Below are 16,746 nucleotides of genomic sequence, written 5' to 3' on the forward strand. Positions count from 1 at the left end.
CGCTATCCTCCAGTATCAGCTTGCGGGCTCGTCAATCGGACGAATCGTATCCGCACAAATTTCCGCGGAAAACTCCGCGCACAGTCGTTGGACCATCGGGTCGTTATGAATGCTCAGCTCGGCCGCCTTCTGACGCGCCGCCTTGCGGCGGGCGGCGGCAACCGCTGGCGTTTCCTGGGTGGGCGCAGACACATCAACGGTCAGCGCCACATCCGCCTGCGCCACGGAGGCAATTGCCTGCTCAAGACGCTTGCGGTGGTTTTCGTTGTAAAGCGCACTATGGCCCGGGTCCAGATGGAGTGTCCAGCGCCCCCCGTCGCGCGCGACCAACTGGCAATGCGCGGCGATACTCTGGGTCAGACCGGACAGGCCCAACTGATCAAACAGGCCCAACCACTCGGCCGCCAAACCGCTGGCCGGTGGCAAATCGCTGAGCTCATCACCGGGTTCGTCAACAGCAGCCTCATCCGTCGATTCAGGCTGCCAATCGGCGATGTACTGACTGGCGTCCAGGTCGTCCTCGTCATCACGATCCACACCGCTGTCGTCAGGCGGTGGGCCATCCAGCCAGTCTGCTGGCGGCTCGTCCTGCGGTGGCCGATACGGCGCCTTTGGGTTCAGCGGACGTGGTGTTTCTGGCGCAGGGTGCTCGGGCACCTCGGCTGACGGGGCTGCCGGCGCGGGCGCGGGCTCTGTCTGCGACACCGGAGCAACTGTCTCAGGCGACACCACGGGTGCAGGTGCAGGTGCAGGTGCAGGTGCAGCAGGAGGCTGAGCGACAACAGCAGTAGCGGCAACCGACTCAGCGGTTGGCGCCTTGGTGTGTGCGGACTCAGTGCTGGCTGAACTGGGTCCTGTCGACTTTTCCGGCTCTGGCGGCGCTGACTGATCCGGTGGCGCGCCGGGCTTCACCGTAATACCGCCGGAGGCGGCATCAGCAAGCGTACCTGGGCGAAACGCCAGCATCCTCAGCAGCGCCATTTCGAAACCGCCACGCGGCTCCGGCGCCAGAGGCAGATCACGGCGGCCATGCAGGGCGAGCTGGTAGAACAGCTGCACATCCTCGGCGCTGACCTTGCCGGCCAACGCCAGCACGCGCTGCTGATCACCCAGGCTGTTGTCGGTTGCCTCGGGCACCACCTGCGCCATGGCTACGCGCTGCAGGGTTGAAATCAGTTCGGCCAGCACACCGGCAAAATCCACACCCTGCTCTGCCAGCTGCGCCGCGGCGGCCATCAGGCTACGGGCATCGCCGGCCACCAGCGCGTCCAGCACGCCAAATACCTGAGCATGGTCGATGGTACCCAGCATGCTGCGCACCTGCTCAACCCGCAGCTGGCCATTGCCAAAGGCGATCGCCTGGTCGGTCAGACTGAGCGCATCGCGCATTGAGCCATCAGCCGCACGCCCGAGCAGCCAGAGCGACTCCTCGTCAAAGCCGATCTGTTCCTCACCCAGCACGTGACGAAGATGCTCCACCACTTTTTCCGGTGGCATGTTCTTCAGGGCGAACTGCAGGCAACGGGACAGGATGGTGACAGGCAACTTCTGCGGGTCGGTCGTTGCCAGCAGAAACTTGACATGCTCCGGCGGCTCTTCCAGTGTTTTCAGCAGCGCATTGAAGCTGTGGCTGGAGAGCATGTGCACTTCGTCGATCAGGTAGACCTTGAAGCGCCCGCGCGACGGCGCGTACTGCACATTCTCAAGCAGCTCGCGGGTGTCCTCGACCTTGGTGCGACTCGCCGCATCCACCTCGATCAGATCGACAAACCGACCCTGATCGATCTCCTGGCAGGCCGAGCACTGACCACAGGGTTCCGAGCTGATGCCTCTTTCGCAGTTAAGACACTTGGCCAGAATCCGGGCGATGGTGGTCTTGCCGACCCCGCGGGTACCGGTAAACAGATAGGCGTGGTGCAGCCGGTTGTTATCAAGCGCATTGATCATGGCCTGCAGCACATGGGTCTGGCCGACCATCTCGCGGAACAGGCGGGGACGCCATTTGCGGGCTAGTACCTGATAACTCATTGGCTCTGTTGGTATCCGTTGGTCTAAAGCAAGCGAGTAATGTACCCAAGCAGAGGCTACAATGCGAGCGCAAGACGCCAATGCCAGCGATTGTTACCCATGACAGTCCGCATCAGGCATTACGGCCGGGCGCATCCGGCCGCCCACGCTTTCTCGCTAGCCGCAGCGAGCTTATTCATTACCCCACGCATAGGATCCAGCCAACTAATGTCGGCCCTGAGTAATCTGTCCATCAAGCTACGCCTTGTCATCCTCAGCGCATTTGCCCTGATTCTACTGATCATACTGAGCATCGTTTCGGTAAACGCACTCAGCAACGCAGCCCGGTCCCTCAAAACGGTCTACCACGATCGCCTGATACCTACCGGCCAACTGGGACGCCTTGAGCAGGCCATACAAACCATTCAGGTAGAACTGCTGCTGTCAGCTCAGCATAACCCCAGCCATCCCCTTCTCAGCAGTCACCAGCATCCGCTGGACCAGCATTTGGATGAAGTCGACGGAGAGGTAAGCCTGATCAGGAACGACTGGAGAGCCTACCTCGCAACCGAGCTCACGGTAGAGGAAAAGCAGCTCAGTGACACCGTCGATGCGCAGCTTGGGCGCATGCTGACCCAGGGTGTAATGCCTGCCCTAACGGCCCTGAGGCAAGCGGACTTTGCCGCAGCCAACCAAATATTGCTGACCACGCTGCGGCCGGAGGCCAACAAATTGACCGGCACACTCGCGCAGTTGCTCGAGCTGCAGAGCGCCATCGCCGAGCAGGAGTACCAGAACGCCGAAACCAGCTATCAGAACACGCTGATAATCGCGGCTATCACTACCCTGGTCGCCCTCACCGCACTGCTGCTGATGTCCTGGAGCATCATTCACGGTATCAGCGCTTCCGTCACCCGACTGGAGCTGGCCAGCACCCGGCTCGCCGACGGCGACCTGACCAGCCGCGCCAACGACCGCAGAACCGATGAGCTGGGACGCATCAGCCAGGCCTTCGACCGCATGGCAGAACGCTTCCAGAACACCATCAACCAGGTGGCCGGCTCCAGTGGCCAACTTGCCGCTGCGGCCGAGGAAACTTCGGCAATCAGCGTGCAAACCGGCAGCGGCGTGCGCCAGCAGCAGCATGAAGTCGAGCAGGTAGCGGCCGCAATGCACGAGATGACCACCACAGTACAGGACGTGGCGCGCAACGCTGCCGAGGCCGCTGATGCGTCACATCAGGCCGAACAGGAAGCCCAGCAGGGCCGCCAGCTGGCCACCCGCACCATCGATGCCATTCAATCGCTGGCAGAGGAAGTGGAACGCGCCGCCCAGGTTATCCAGCGACTGGAACAGGAAAGCGACAGCATCAGCTCGGTGCTGACGGTGATTCAGGGCGTCGCAGAGCAGACCAATCTGCTGGCGCTTAACGCAGCCATCGAGGCCGCCCGCGCCGGCGAGCAGGGCCGCGGCTTTGCGGTGGTGGCCGACGAGGTCCGAGCGCTGGCCTCGCGTACCCAGAAGTCCGCATCCGAAATCCAGCAAATGATCACCCGCCTGCAGGAAGGCACTGGCGAGGCCGTCAGCGTAATGCAGATCAGCCGCGACAAGGCCAGACAAGGGGTAGATGCTGTTGGCCTGGCGAGCGATCGCCTGCTGGCGATCACCGACGCCGTGACCCGCATCAATGACCTCAACGTGCAAATTGCGTCGGCCGCGGAAGAACAGTCATCGGTCGCGGAAGAGATCAATCGCAACATTACCAATGTCAGTGACATTGCACGGCAAACCAGCACGGCGTCGGAGCAGAGCGCAGCCACCAGCGAAGAGCTGGCACGTCTGGCCAGCGACCTGCAACAGCTGATCGGACGCTTCCGCGTCTGATCCACCGCATCAGGGCAACGCCGGACGCTCAAGGTCCGGCGCTGTCCTGTGCAACTCACCTGAATGACCAGCCTCAGCATAAAACCGTCGATACCCTTCGCTTGGCGGGTAACGGGCATGACTGCGTTTAAGGCTTAATGACGACAGAGGGTATTGAGCGAACGACGAATCTCGCGCCTGCCAATGACCGGACGCAACGATTGCGGCACCGCAACACGGCAGTAGAAGACAGCGTGACGGGAAAGCTGGATATAGGAGGGTAAGGCCTGCAGGTACCACCTCTTGTACCACCCGCACAAGAAACGGAAAAAGCCTTATAAATCAAGAGGTTGGAGGCAACCCCACCAGCCACACCCCGGCACACGATATGACCGCTGCGGCTGCTCCCTTCCGGGCCTGACCGGGTTCACGGCTGATCATTGCGAGGGGACCGGTGGGGCCACCATAGCGACCTGAGCTTGCTCAGGCCGCGCTATTGTAACGGCTTATGCTCAAGTTACAACCCGAATATCAGGTTTTGAAGCGACCAACCTGTTGCTGCAGGTTGGCAGCCAGGCGTGCGAGCACGTTACTGGCATCGCGACTTTCCTGAGACGACTGCGCAGACTGGTTGGACAGATCACGAATGCCGCTGATGTTGCGGGCAATGTCTTCAGTTGTCTGGCTCTGCTCCTCGCAAGCGGCAGCGATCTGCGCCGCCATGTCGTTGATGCGCATGACGGAGGCAGAGGTCTCGTTCAGCGATGATTCGGTAGTACCGGCCTTCTCGACGCTTTGCGCCGCCAGCTGGGCACCACGTTGCATGACGGCAACAGCCTGTCCGGTGCCGCTCTGCAGCTTCTGGATCATTTGCTGGATATCACGGGTGGAATCCTGGGTACGCGCCGCCAGTGCACGGACCTCGTCGGCCACCACCGCAAAACCGCGGCCCTGCTCGCCGGCGCGGGCGGCCTCGATGGCTGCGTTAAGCGCCAGCAGGTTGGTCTGCTCGGCAATACCCTCGATCACACTGAGCACGCCGCCAATCTTGTCGGTGTCCTGCTCCAGATTGTTGATCACACCAGCAGCCTCTTCAACATCGGCAGCCAGGCGTCGCAGATCGTTCATGGTGGCTGACACCACATCGGACGCTGAGTGTCCCTGACGGTCTGCCTCACGGGCGGCATCAGCAGTACTATGCGCGTTGTCGGCAACCTCGTGGATGGCAGCGCTCATTTCCGTCGCAGCGGTACTGACCTGATCGACCGCCATATACTGCTCGTTGACCAGTTTCTCCTGCCCCTCGGCAATTGCACTCATCTGCTCGGCAGCCGAGGCTACCTGCAGGGTCGATTCGGCAACGTCGCGTATCAGCCCCTGCAATTGCTCCAGAAAGGCGTTGAATGCCTTGCTCAGCTGGCCCAATTCGTCATTGGAGTGCACCACCACGCGGCGGGTCAGGTCGCCCTCGCCGTCTGCAATGTCGCGAATGCGCTGCAGCAGCTCACGTAACGGGTTGGTAATCAGGCCGGGAAAAAATACGATCATCAGAAAGCACACGACGGCACCGATGGCCAGCACCACCGTCACCCGAGCATGGCTTGCGGCGACGTCCGCTTCAGCTTCAGCCGCTTCCGCTTCAGCCTGCTGGTTGATCAGCTCGGTCATCTTGTTGATCAGCTCACGCGCGCGGGTGAACTGCTCATAGCCCTGGCCGTAGCTGATATCACGGGCCTTGTCCGCATTACCGGATCGAGCCAGGCGGACGTTTTCGAGCGAGGTGGCCTTCCAGACAGCAAACGCCCGGGCAAATTCATCCGCCAGCGCACGCCCTTCCGACGTTTTGGTGGCAGCCGCGTAACGCGCAATACGGTCGCTTGCCTGCTGCATGTTCTCGGTGAGTTCGGCATCCAGCCCGCTCGAGTTCACGCCTTCGATAATGGCCCGCTCGGCCGCCAGCGCCTGATACATGTCACGGTCGGCTTCGAGCACCACCGAACTGCGCGGCAAAAGGTCGGTCGATACGCGTACCAGACGCGACTCAACCTTGGAGACAGCCCAGAACGCGGACAGGCCAAGGAGGACGAACAACGCGGCCAGAATCAGAATGGGAAGGGTCAATTTCCAGCGGAAACTCAAATCACGGAAGACACTAAGCATGGCTCTTTTTCACTCTTGTCAGCACGGCAGGCAGGACTCGAAAGGACGAGTCCGCGATAACTCCCTGGAGGCAGGCTCGGCTTGGATCATTAAACATCACACCGACAACAGCCAACGCGCGCCGTCACGCACACGTCAATTTTTTGCTTCCTGAATTGAGTATCGACCATGAGCGCCAAAGCATGAGTGCTTTTTAGTTGTTTTTCTCATAAAAAACAGGGCGCTTACAAAGAAGTCTTAGACTGATCTCAGTTGGCACCTGTAAACAGCCAGGCGCTCATCAGCGGAATGTACAGCAGTGCGACCAGCGTGCTGAGCAGCGCGGTGCCGGCAACCTGCGCGGGATGGGTGTCGAGCAGCGTGGCTATGACAACCGTATTGGCGGCAATAGGGGTAATGGAGATCAGCATGATCGCCTGATAGACGGCGACGTCGTAGACCTGAAACAGACGGGCATCCAGCGCGCAAAATGCGAGCGCCAGCAACGGCCAGCTGACGAACTTGCCCAGCAGCGCCAGCCCGGTAAAGCGCAAGTCTCCGGCCAGACCGCGGAAACTCAGAATGCTCATACCGATAATCATCATGCCGAATACGCTGTAGGCACCGCGCAGGTTATCGAACAGCGGCTCGAATGCATCCGGAATCTGCAGGCCGGCACTGTTGAGGCCGACCGCCAGAAAGAAGGCATATAGCGACGGCAGCCGTACCACCTTCAGCAGACAGTCCCGAATGCCGTAGCGCCCGCGCGCAGCCAGATAAAACCCGACGGAGTTTTCGAACAGGGTGGTTCCGAGCATGCAGACGATATAAATCGCCAGCCCCTGCTCGCCGAACAGCAGCAGCGCAACCGGGATACCAAAATAGCCGGTATTACCGGTTCCGACCGCGAGGGGGATCATGTCGGCGCCGGCCCCTGGAAACCAGCGTTTGGCGATCTGCAAATGCGCCCAGCCGGTCAGACTGCATAGCGCGAAGGTCAGGAACGGCAGCAGGATGACTTCAGCTGACAACGGGGCGTGCATCACCCCGGAAAACACCACCGACGGCGTCACGATATACATCATGATGCCGGCGATATGCCGGCCACTGGCATCCAGATAGCGGCCGGCTAGCCAGCCAAGACCAACCGTCACATAGAGCGGCAACAGTTTGTAGAGTAAGGCAAGGGCGGCCAGCATGAGGGCTCCGCAGCGAACAGTCGGTGCCGCAGTCTAGCAGCCCCGACACGGCTTAGTCGGCGATCAGATACACCCGCTCGGTCAGCGAACGCATGCCCTGGCTGGCAAATACCTTGTGATCGGCCAGCACATCCTTCTCTTCCAGCACCTCGATACTGCAGCCCGCGTAGAGTTGCCGTACTTCGGCATCGGACACGCTGAAAGGCGGCCCGGGGCGCTGCTCCTGCGGATAATCCAGGGTCACCAGCAGCAGGCGCCAGCCCGCGGGCAGCAGCGCGCGTTGATGAGCAACGTAACGCGCACGCATTTCCGGTGGCAGGGCAATCAGCGCCGCGCGGTCATAGATTGCACCGATTCCCTGCAGATGCTCGGGCCGGAGCGCAAAGACATCGCCGCAATACAGCGTGAAACCGGCGCCCTCGGCTACCTCAAACTCCCCCTCAGTTTGCCATTGCACGTCCAGCCCATGCTCGTCAGAGAAGCTCTCCAGCGCGCTGCGCGCCAGCTCAACGCCCCGAACCGGGTGCCCCTGGCTGCGCAACCAGATCAGATCAAGCGATTTACCGCACAATGGCACCCAAACCGGTGCCTCTGCATCAACGCCGAGCCGCGGCCACCAGCGCTGCAGCAGCGGATTGGTTGACGCCTTGTGAAACCCGATTTCCCCGCGCTGCCAGCGCTCATGCCAGAATGCCGCATCCATCCTGCTTTCTCCCTACGTTGCAATGCGTTGACTATACAGCAATTTTTTTACCGCTCCGGGCCATAAACGATATAGTGAACGCGTTCCATCCACCCGCTCCGAGCTGCTCCCATGGACTATATCAACACCCTTTTTCTGATCGGTGCCGTGCTGCTCTGCTTCAGCGTGCTCGCCAGTTCGCTGTCGTCGCGTCTGGGCATCCCGCTGCTGCTGATCTTCCTGATCATCGGCATGCTGGCCGGGGTGGACGGTATTGGCCGTATTCAGTTCGAGGATGCCAACACCGCGTTTCTGATCGGCAGTCTGGCATTGGCGATCATTCTGCTCGATGGCGGCATGCGCACGCGGGTGGAAAACTTCCGGGTGGGGCTCTGGCCGGCCGTGTCCCTGGCCAGCCTCGGCGTGCTGATCAGCGCCGCGCTGACGGGTGCGCTGACCGCCTGGCTGCTGGAGCTCCATTGGCTGCAGGGGCTGCTGCTTGGCGCCATCGTCGGCTCCACCGACGCCGCTGCGGTGTTCTCGCTGTTGCAGGGCAAGGGGTTGAACCTGAAACAACGGGTTGGCGCAACGCTGGAGATCGAGTCGGGGTCCAACGATCCGATGGCGATTTTCCTGACCATTACCCTGGTCGAGATGCTTGCCAGCGGCCAGACCAGCTTCAGCTGGTCTTTCGCCCTGCTGCTGATTGAACAGTTCGGCATCGGCGCTCTCTGCGGGCTGGCCGGCGGCTTCGGCCTGGTCTGGCTGGTCAACAGGGTGACGCTGCCAGCCGGTCTGTATCCGCTGCTGATCACCAGTGGCGCCATCATGGTGTTTGCCGCGACCAACAAGATTGGCGGCAGCGGCTTTCTTGCCATCTATCTGACCGGGCTGATCCTGGGCAACAACCGGGTACGCAACCTGCAGAATATCCTGCAGGTGCAGGACGGTATGGCCTGGCTCAGCCAGATCGGCATGTTCCTGATGCTGGGTCTGCTGGTAACGCCCAGTGAAATGGTCATCATCGCCCTGCCGGCGGTGTTGATTGCGCTCTTCCTGATTTTCATCGCCCGGCCGATTGCGGTCATGATCTGCCTGATCCCGTTTGTGTTTTCCTGGCGCGAGCGGTTGTTTATCGCCTGGGTCGGCCTGCGCGGCGCAGTGCCGATCATCCTGGCAATTTTTCCCTTGCTGGCGGGGCTCGAGCAGGCGCAGCTGCTGTTCAACCTGGCCTTTGTGGTGGTGCTGGTCTCGTTGCTGCTGCAGGGGTCTTCACTGCCGCTGGCTGCACGCCTGTGCAAGGTAGAGATTCCGCCGCAGCCTGAGCCGCTGCAGCGCACCAGTCTGGATACCGCCATCGACGGCGACTTTGAACTGCTGATCTACCAGCTGGACAACGCCAACTGGTGCGTGGGCGTTGCCCTTCGGGACCTGAAGATGCCCGGCGAGACACGCATTGCCGCACTGTTCCGGGGCAACCATCTGATGCACCCGACCGGCAGTACTCAGCTCGCACTGGGCGATGTGCTCTGCGTTGTGGGGCGGCCGCGCGATCTGCCGGCGCTGTCAAAACTGTTCAGCAAGGCGCAACCGCCACGCTATCTGGAAAACCGCAGCTTCTTTGGCGACTTCATCCTTGAGGGCGAGGCCACACTGGGCGACGTTGGCACGTTCTACGGTTTCGCCGTCCCGGAGGATATGCGCGAGCTCAGCCTGGCGGCGTTTTTCAGCCGCCAGTTCGGCGGTCATCCAGTGGTGGGCGATCAGATCGAGTGGGAGGGTCACACCTGGGTGGTTGCCGCGATGGACAACGACTGGATCCTCAAGGTGGGTCTGAAGCTGGGCGATGGCGGCAGCCCGCCGTTCGGATTTTGACGGGGGCGGGTAACGGCACTTGACTCTGACATGATGTTAGGGTTCAAGCTGACCGCATACAAACCGTAATGGAGTCACCCCATGACTGAATTCACGCTCCATATCAGCGGCATGCATTGCGCAAGCTGCGTGGGCAAGGTCGAGGCCGCTCTTACCAATGTTGACGGCATTGACCAGGTCGCCGTCAACCTTGCCGCCGAAACGGCGCGCATCCGCCTGGATGCGCCTGCCACCCTGACCGACGCCGAGAAGGCGCTGAGTCAGGCCGGCTACCCGGTGCGAACTCAGGAAGCCCAGCTGCAACTGGAGGGACTGACCTGTGCCGGCTGCGTGCGCCGCGCCGAGCAGGCCCTTCAGGCGGTTGAAGGCGTGCTCTCGGCCCAGGTCAATCTTGCCAGTCAGCAGGCCCGCGTAACCCTGCTGGACGGCACCGACAGCGACGAGATCCTGCGCGCCTTGCGCAAGGCAGGCTATCCCGGTCAGTGGCTGGATGACGCACGACCCGCCGCCGACAGCGGCCCGAATCTGCGCAGCGAGCGCCGCTGGCTGATTGGCGCTGCGCTGCTGACCGCGCCCATGCTGCTGGCCATGATCCCTGTCCTGCTTGGCGCCGGTCACTGGATGCTGCCCGGCTGGTTGCAGCTGATTCTCGCCAGCCTGGTGCAGTTTGTCTTTGGCGCCCGCTTCTATCAGGGCGCCTGGCATGCGCTGCGCAATCGCACGGCCAATATGGACCTGCTGGTCGTGCTCGGCACCAGCGCCGGCTGGCTGCTCAGCAGCTGGAACCTGTTCGCCAGCGGCGGCCACTCGCCTCACCTCTACTACGAAGCCTCGGCGACCATTGTCACCTTCATCCTGCTCGGGCGCTATCTGGAAACCCGCGCCAAGGGGCAGACGCTGGAGGCGATCCGCGCCCTGACAGCACTGCGTCCGGATGTGGCTCGGCTGCGCGATGCCGATGGCGAGCGTGAAGTGCCATTGAGCCAGATCATTCCGGGTGACCAGCTGGTCGTCCGGGCCGGTGAGCGCATCCCCGTCGATGCGGAGGTAATCGAGGGCAGCAGCCACGTTGACGAATCGATGCTGACCGGTGAAAGCCTGCCCGTCGACCGCAGCCCCGGCGATGCGGTACGCGCCGGCAGCCTGAATCAGGACGGGCTGTTGGTGATTCGCACCAAAGCGGTCGGCAAGGACACCCTGCTGGCGCAGATCGTGCGCATGGTTGAAAGCGCGCAAAGCTCCAAGGCCCCGATCCAGCGCCTGGTAGACCGGGTCGCCGCCGTCTTCGTGCCGGTGGTGATTGTCATTGCCCTGTTGACCTGGGGCATCGGCAGCCTGCTGATCGGCCCGCAAGCCGCGCTGCTCAATGCCATCGCCGTACTGGTCATTGCCTGCCCCTGTGCACTGGGCCTGGCTACTCCCACGGCGATTATGGTCGGTACCGGGGTAGCCGCGCGGCACGGCATCCTGATCCGCGACGCCGAAGCGCTCGAACGGGCTCGCCAGGTTACTGCCGTGGTATTCGACAAGACCGGTACGCTGACCCGCGGCAAACCCAGCCTGACCCACATCGAAGCTGTGGACGGAGCCAGTGCCGATCAGGTGCTGCGCGCAGCGCTGGCGATTCAGCAGCAGGCCGAGCATCCGCTGGCCCGAGCGGTCTGTGACTACGCCGCCGACCAGGGCGTTAACGTCGACGCCGCGCAGGACCTGCAGGTAATGGCCGGACGCGGGGCCCGCGGCGAGGTCAATGGCCTGACCACCTGGCTGGGTAATGCACGCCTGATGGAGGAACAGGGGCTGGATCTGTCTGCCTACATGGATAAGGCGCAGGCTCTGCAGGCAGACGGGGCCAGCCTGTCGTGGCTGGCTCAGGATGACCGGGTGCTGGGCATGCTGACCTTCGCCGACAGCCTCAAGGACAACGCCGCCGAGACCGTCGCCCGGCTCCAGCGCCAGGGCATCGAGACCCTGCTGATCAGTGGCGACAGCCAGAATGCTGCCGAACACATCGGCCGTCAGCTGGGCATAGATCAGACCCGCGGCAATGTGCTGCCGGCCGACAAGGTCGGTGAAATCGAGCGACTGCAACAGCAGGGCAAGATCGTCGCCATGATCGGTGACGGCATCAATGATGCCCCGGCGCTGACCCGTGCCGATGTAGGTATGGCCATGTCCACTGGCACCGACGTGGCCATGCACAGCGCCGGCATCACGCTGATGCGCGGCGATCCGGCGCTGGTACCGATGGCGCTGGCGCTGTCACGCCGGACCGGCGCCAAGATTCGTCAGAACCTGTTCTGGGCCTTCGTCTACAACTGCCTGGGCATTCCGCTGGCAGCGGTGGGTCTGCTGAATCCGATGATTGCCGGTGCGATGATGGCCGCCAGCAGCGTCTGTGTGGTCAGCAACGCACTGCTGCTCAAGCGCTGGAAGCCGGAGGACGCATGAATATCAGCCAGGCCGCCGAGGCCTGCGGGCTCAGCCCGCGGATGATTCGGCATTACGAGAAAATCGGACTGCTGCCTGCACCGCCGCGCAGCGAGGGCGGCTATCGCCAATACAGCCAGCGCGACCTGCACACGCTGGGCTTTATTCAGCGCGCGCGCCGGCTTGGCTTCAGCATGGAACAGATCGGCCATCTGCTTACACTGTGGCAGGATCGCTCGCGCTCCAGCGCCGAGGTCAAGGCGCTGACCGCCGCACACCTGCGGGAGCTGGAAGAGAAGATACGTGATCTGCAGGCCATGCATGATACCTTGGCCGAGCTGGCAGACTGCTGCAGTGGCGATGACCGCCCGGATTGCCCCATCATTCGCTCGCTGGCCGATGACTGAGCCGAACACCAAGGAGCCGCCATGGAGCTGAAATCGCTGCGTCACTTTGTGGCCCTGGTCGAATATCAGGGTTTTGCCCGCGCCGGTGAGGCCATCGGCCTGAGCCAGCCGGCGCTGAGCCGCAGCATTCAGAACCTGGAACTGCGCCTGGGCTGCACGCTGGTCAGCCGCTCCGGCAAGGGCGTCGAGCTGACCCCGCAGGGCGAGCTGGTGCTGGAACATGCCCGTCGACTGATCGCCGGCAGCACCGCCATGCGCAATGCCCTGCGTCAGTTCAACGATCTCGAAGCCGGCGAGCTGCTGGTGGGCGGTGGCCCCTTCCCTGCCGCAGGCCTGCTGCCGCGGGTGCTGGGCGAGTTCAATCGACGCTATCCCGGCGTCAAGGTACGCCTTGAGGTTCAGCACTGGGTCGCACTGCGCAAACAGTTGCTGGACGAGGAGCTGGAGCTGTTTGTCGCCGACATTCGCGAACTGCAGGATGACCCGCTACTGCAGGTAACCCCGCTGCAGCAGCAGCCCAGTCGCCTGTTCTGCCGGGCCGGCCATCCGCTGGCTGGACGCAGCGACCTCAGCCCGGCACTGCTTGCGCAGTATCCGCTGGCCTGCTTCCGGGTACCCGACATCATTCTGCAGGACCTGCGCCGCACCCTGCCCCGTGAGGATCCGCAGATCAGCCTGGAATGCGACAACCTCGATGTGCTCAAACGCATGGTGCAGCATTGCGATGCGCTGAGTATCGGCAGCCTGGACATCCTGCAGGATGAACTGGCAGCCGGCACCCTCACCCTGCTGGACTGGCCCGACCTGATGCCTGGCACCAGCTTCGGACTGGTGACCCGTGCCCACGGGCCACTGTCACCGGCGGCTGACGCCTTTATCGAGCTGCTGAAGGCTAGCGCAGCAAATTGAACAGGCTCAGGCTGCTGACCTTCACAAAGCTCTGCTGTGAGGCCTCAAGCACCACCGATTGCAAACTCAGACGACTCAGAGCCTCGGCATAATCCAGATCTTCCAGCTGCGAGGTTACCGTGGTGTTGATCAGTGCCACTTCCTCGTTTTCGGTCTGGGTCGATTCGATCACGTTCATGCGCGCGCCAATGGTGGTCTGCACGCTCAGCACGTTGTTCATCGCGTTGTCGAGGTTATCCAGACTGACCGCAATCACATCGCGCAGCTGCAACTTGTCGTCGGTGGTCGCGGTGCCGTTCTCCAGGGTCTGGCGCAGCAATGAGACGGTTTCCAGAACACCGCGGGTCTCCCGATTGGTGCTGGTTGCAGTGCTGTCACCGGTGCTGATGGTGAAGCTGTCACCGGGCTGCAGATCGCCGTCGAGCTTCACCGAGACACCCGCATAACGGATGTTGTAACTGCCGTCGTCTTCCAGCTCCAGCGCACCAGTCACCGGCGGCACCAGCGGCAGGCCACCGCTGTCGACAATCTCGTAGGTGTCGCCAGCCGCACCAATCACAATGCCGACGCTGCCCTGCGGATAGAAGGTGCTGTCGTACTCGGTCTTGTTCTCTACCGTACCCAGCGAGATGCGCGCGGTGCCGGTATTGGTTGCCGCAGCCTCGGTATTGACCCGGTTGACGTTGGCGATGTTGACGAACAGATCCTTGCCGTTGTCGTTGATTGGCACGGTCTTGGATCCAGCGATCTGCACCGAGCGCTGGCCCTCATCGCCCTGGTAGGTGTAGGTGCCGTCCGGATTTTTGACAAACGGCGCTTCGCTGCTCTGAAAGCCGCCAAACAGGTACTCGCCACGGGCATTGCGGGTATTGAACAGATTGAACAGCTCCTGCTCGCGCTGCTCCAGCTCGGTTGCCAGCGCCTTGCGGTCATCGTCGTTACGCGAGCCGTTGCCCGCTTCGATGGCAATCTCGCGCACGCGCTGCAGGGCGTTGTTGACCGAGTTGAGGATACTCTCCTCTTGGGTCAGGCTGTTGTTCGCCGCCGTCATGTTGGTGCTGTATTGCTCCAGGCGGTTGGACTCCTGGTTCAGTTGCAGCAGCCGAACGGTCGCTACCGGGTCGTCCGCTGGCGTCAGCAGGCGCTTGCCGGAACTGATCTGTTCCTGGGTGCGCGTAACGCTGCTGTAATTGTCAGAGATACCACGCACGCCGCTGTTGAACTGCTGAATGGTTGAGATGCGCATGTGAGGCTACCCGTTATCTGATACTGCTGATCAAGGTGTCAAAAATCGTGCGTGCAACCTGAATGACCTGTGCCGAGGCATTGTAGTACTGCTCGAACTTGATCAGGTTGGCCGCTTCCTCATCCAGGTTGACCGCCGACACCGAGTCACGGTTGTTGGTGGCCTGTACCAGCACAGCCTGACTGGATTCGGCATCCGTACGCGCCTGGGCGGTGAAGGTAGCCACCCGCTGGACCAGGTCGCCATAGCCGTCAACAAAGGAAAACCCCTCGGCGCCGTTGGCCTGGCCGAGCACCTTGGCGCTCTGCAGCTCGGACATCACCAGCGCATTGCGATTATCCGCTACCCCGGTATTGAAGTTCAGGCTGAAACTGTCGCCATCCTTCGGCGTACCGGTGAGGCTCATGCTGAAGGTATAGGCACCTACCGTCACTTCAACACTGTTGGTCTGACCGGGCGTGATCACCAGCGGCGACGGATTGAGCGTCGCCGTACCACTGCTCACCTGCAGCTCACCGCTCGCCGCATCGTAGCCGAGCTCGATCGGCAGCAAGCCCTGCAGCGTAGCCGGATCAATCGGCGCCGGGCCGTCGATCAGGGTGGGCTGACTCATGGTGGCGGTACCGCGGTTATCCAGATTGGTGTCCACCACGGCAGGCGCGGCAAACGCCAGCTCCTGCGGCTGATCCATCACCACTTCCATGCCGGCGGCGGCGAAGCGGGTGGGTGTCAGCAGGAAGCGGTCCCCGGCGGCGATACCGCCACCACCCAGCTCGATGGTAAAGCCGTCCAGCTCCGGTGGCGGGACACTGGTCAAGTCAAACGGGCCGACCACACTGTCGTCAGAGGTCCGGCGTACCGTGAACTGGGTCGAGCTGGTGAACACAACGTCATACTCGGAGGTACTCAGCTGCGAGGTGTCGCTGATCCGCACGCTCAGTTTGGCATCCGGGTCGCTGTTAGTGGCACGGGCATAACTGCGCCCATCGACCAGATCCGGGCTGTTGACGTCATTGAACAGGGCGGCACCGGCATTGCCATTTAGATCCAGGCCCTGCCCCTGCTGACTGTTGAACTCACTGCTGATCGACAGCGCCAGCCGGCCGATGGCATTAAGCGCGGGGTCCAGCACATCGTTTCGGTACTTGAGCAAGCCACCCAGCTCGCCACCGCTGACCAGGCTGGTAATGTCCTGGACCGAGTTGCCACTTTTGAGTACCACCTCAACCCTGCCGGGATCGGCACTGCCGCTGCGCACGGCCAGGGTGGATGCTTCCTTGCCGACAACCAGCGGCTGACCTGACCCGACAAAGATATTCAGGGTGTTGTCGTCCTGCTGCACCACGGAAATACCGATCAGCTCGCTGAGCTGGCGCACCGCCTCGTCACGGGCGTCCAGCAGGTCATTGGGCTGGGCACCGTTGGCCGAGGCAATGGCAATGCTGTCGTTGTACTGGGCGATAGAGGTCGCCAGGCGACTGGTCTGATCCGCCAGCGTGGTCATCTGCTGGCTGATGAACTGGTTCTGGCTGTTCAGGCTGCTGTGGACCGTATTAAAGCGCGACGCCAGCCCCTCTGCCTCGGACAGAACGAGCTGGCGCGCCGGCAGGTTGGCCGGATCTTCAATCGCAGTCTGCAGGGCATCGAAATAGCTTTGCAGACCGGGGGTAATACCGGTCGCGCTGCTTGAAACCAGGGTATTGAGCTGCTCAAGCTGGGACTGGAACGCCTGCACCTCGGAGTTGGTCGAGGTGGAGGTACGCACCTGATTGGTCAGGAACTGGTTATAGATGCGCGAGACATCGACTACCTTGGTGCCGTTGCCGATATAGCCGGCACCGGTATAACTGGGTACCTGGGTGGCCTGCAGCGCCGACTGGCGGGAATAGCCGGGCGTGTTGACGTTGGTGATGTTTTGACCGGTCACCGCCAGCTGGGTCTGGGAGGCTCTGAGGCCCGTCAGTCCGATACCGAAAAGATCTGCCATGA

12 protein-coding genes and 1 other RNA gene are annotated in these 16,746 nt (G+C 62.1%); 5 read left to right on the top strand and 8 right to left on the bottom strand.

All coding sequences use genetic code 11. The features are described from left to right. Nucleotides 1–15: 15 nt before the first annotated feature. Entirely contained in the window at nucleotides 16–2,028 is a 2,013-nt protein-coding gene (gene dnaX, locus B7O88_RS13840; RefSeq protein ID WP_088276662.1) for a DNA polymerase III subunit gamma/tau, read from the bottom strand. A 207-nt stretch (nucleotides 2,029–2,235) separates the two neighbouring features. On the opposite strand from dnaX, the gene B7O88_RS13845 reads away from it, so the two are divergent. After that, on the top strand, nucleotides 2,236–3,891 hold the full coding sequence (locus tag B7O88_RS13845; RefSeq protein ID WP_160003193.1) for a HAMP domain-containing methyl-accepting chemotaxis protein: 1,656 nt from the start codon (nucleotides 2,236–2,238) through the stop codon (nucleotides 3,889–3,891). A gap of 134 nt (nucleotides 3,892–4,025) precedes the next feature. Here B7O88_RS13845 and B7O88_RS18330 read toward each other — a convergent pair whose 3' ends face one another. From B7O88_RS18330 to B7O88_RS13865, 5 genes are all read right to left on the bottom strand, one after another. Further along, nucleotides 4,026–4,190, bottom strand: coding sequence for a DUF6538 domain-containing protein (locus B7O88_RS18330; protein WP_412779077.1), 165 nt, complete (start codon nucleotides 4,188–4,190; stop codon nucleotides 4,026–4,028). Nucleotides 4,191–4,230: 40 nt separating this feature from the next. After that, nucleotides 4,231–4,327: signal recognition particle sRNA small type (ffs, locus tag B7O88_RS13850), an RNA gene on the bottom strand. Nucleotides 4,328–4,401: 74 nt separating this feature from the next. Then, the gene (locus B7O88_RS13855) at nucleotides 4,402–6,030 is read right to left on the bottom strand and encodes a methyl-accepting chemotaxis protein (protein WP_088276666.1); all 1,629 of its coding nucleotides are present in this window, start codon (nucleotides 6,028–6,030) and stop codon (nucleotides 4,402–4,404) included. A 248-nt stretch (nucleotides 6,031–6,278) separates the two neighbouring features. Then, nucleotides 6,279–7,208 (bottom strand): AEC family transporter, encoded by a 930-nt coding sequence (locus B7O88_RS13860; RefSeq protein WP_088276668.1) that lies wholly within the window; start codon nucleotides 7,206–7,208, stop codon nucleotides 6,279–6,281. Nucleotides 7,209–7,260: 52 nt separating this feature from the next. Then, complete coding sequence (locus B7O88_RS13865; protein ID WP_088276670.1) at nucleotides 7,261–7,911, bottom strand: thiopurine S-methyltransferase; 651 nt, start codon at nucleotides 7,909–7,911, stop codon at nucleotides 7,261–7,263. A 111-nt stretch (nucleotides 7,912–8,022) separates the two neighbouring features. Between B7O88_RS13865 and B7O88_RS13870 the strand changes: the two genes are divergently transcribed. From B7O88_RS13870 to B7O88_RS13885, 4 genes are all read left to right on the top strand, one after another. After that, nucleotides 8,023–9,765, top strand: a complete 1,743-nt coding sequence (locus B7O88_RS13870) for a potassium/proton antiporter (protein WP_088276672.1) — start codon at nucleotides 8,023–8,025, stop codon at nucleotides 9,763–9,765. 81 nt (nucleotides 9,766–9,846) lie between these two features. Next, nucleotides 9,847–12,216, top strand: a complete 2,370-nt coding sequence (locus B7O88_RS13875) for a heavy metal translocating P-type ATPase (RefSeq protein ID WP_088276674.1) — start codon at nucleotides 9,847–9,849, stop codon at nucleotides 12,214–12,216. Continuing rightward, nucleotides 12,213–12,602, top strand: coding sequence for a Cu(I)-responsive transcriptional regulator (gene cueR, locus B7O88_RS13880; protein WP_088276676.1), 390 nt, complete (start codon nucleotides 12,213–12,215; stop codon nucleotides 12,600–12,602). The genes B7O88_RS13875 and cueR overlap by 4 nt, the downstream gene beginning before the upstream one ends. A gap of 21 nt (nucleotides 12,603–12,623) precedes the next feature. Further along, entirely contained in the window at nucleotides 12,624–13,511 is an 888-nt protein-coding gene (locus tag B7O88_RS13885) for a LysR family transcriptional regulator (protein WP_088276678.1), read from the top strand. Here the strand turns inward: B7O88_RS13885 and flgL are convergent. Both flgL and flgK read right to left on the bottom strand, forming a co-directional pair. After that, nucleotides 13,495–14,757 carry a flagellar hook-associated protein FlgL gene (gene flgL / locus B7O88_RS13890; RefSeq protein WP_088276680.1) on the bottom strand — a complete coding sequence of 421 codons (1,263 nt, stop codon included), beginning with the start codon at nucleotides 14,755–14,757 and terminating at the stop codon, nucleotides 13,495–13,497. The two genes, B7O88_RS13885 and flgL, sit on opposite strands and share 17 nt — an antisense overlap. A 13-nt stretch (nucleotides 14,758–14,770) precedes the next feature. Then, nucleotides 14,771–16,744, bottom strand: a complete 1,974-nt coding sequence (gene flgK, locus B7O88_RS13895) for a flagellar hook-associated protein FlgK (protein ID WP_088276682.1) — start codon at nucleotides 16,742–16,744, stop codon at nucleotides 14,771–14,773. Nucleotides 16,745–16,746 lie beyond the last annotated feature (2 nt).

It is taken from the genome of Halopseudomonas aestusnigri (assembly GCF_002197985.1).
Taxonomy (GTDB): domain Bacteria; phylum Pseudomonadota; class Gammaproteobacteria; order Pseudomonadales; family Pseudomonadaceae; genus Halopseudomonas; species Halopseudomonas aestusnigri.

Bases quoted from the DNA above. Each gene is read 5' to 3' on its own strand.
- B7O88_RS13885 (WP_088276678.1), top strand. From the start codon at position 12,624: ATGGAGCTGAAATCGCTGCGTCACTTTGTGGCCCTGGTCGAATATCAG.
- B7O88_RS13845 (WP_160003193.1), top strand. From the start codon at position 2,236: ATGTCGGCCCTGAGTAATCTGTCCATCAAGCTACGCCTTGTCATCCTC.
- B7O88_RS13875 (WP_088276674.1), top strand. From the start codon at position 9,847: ATGACTGAATTCACGCTCCATATCAGCGGCATGCATTGCGCAAGCTGC.
- dnaX (WP_088276662.1), bottom strand. From the start codon at position 2,028: ATGAGTTATCAGGTACTAGCCCGCAAATGGCGTCCCCGCCTGTTCCGC.
- flgK (WP_088276682.1), bottom strand. From the start codon at position 16,744: ATGGCAGATCTTTTCGGTATCGGACTGACGGGCCTCAGAGCCTCCCAG.
- B7O88_RS13865 (WP_088276670.1), bottom strand. From the start codon at position 7,911: ATGGATGCGGCATTCTGGCATGAGCGCTGGCAGCGCGGGGAAATCGGG.
- B7O88_RS13855 (WP_088276666.1), bottom strand. From the start codon at position 6,030: ATGCTTAGTGTCTTCCGTGATTTGAGTTTCCGCTGGAAATTGACCCTT.
- flgL (WP_088276680.1), bottom strand. From the start codon at position 14,757: ATGCGCATCTCAACCATTCAGCAGTTCAACAGCGGCGTGCGTGGTATC.
- B7O88_RS13860 (WP_088276668.1), bottom strand. From the start codon at position 7,208: ATGCTGGCCGCCCTTGCCTTACTCTACAAACTGTTGCCGCTCTATGTG.
- cueR (WP_088276676.1), top strand. From the start codon at position 12,213: ATGAATATCAGCCAGGCCGCCGAGGCCTGCGGGCTCAGCCCGCGGATG.
- B7O88_RS13870 (WP_088276672.1), top strand. From the start codon at position 8,023: ATGGACTATATCAACACCCTTTTTCTGATCGGTGCCGTGCTGCTCTGC.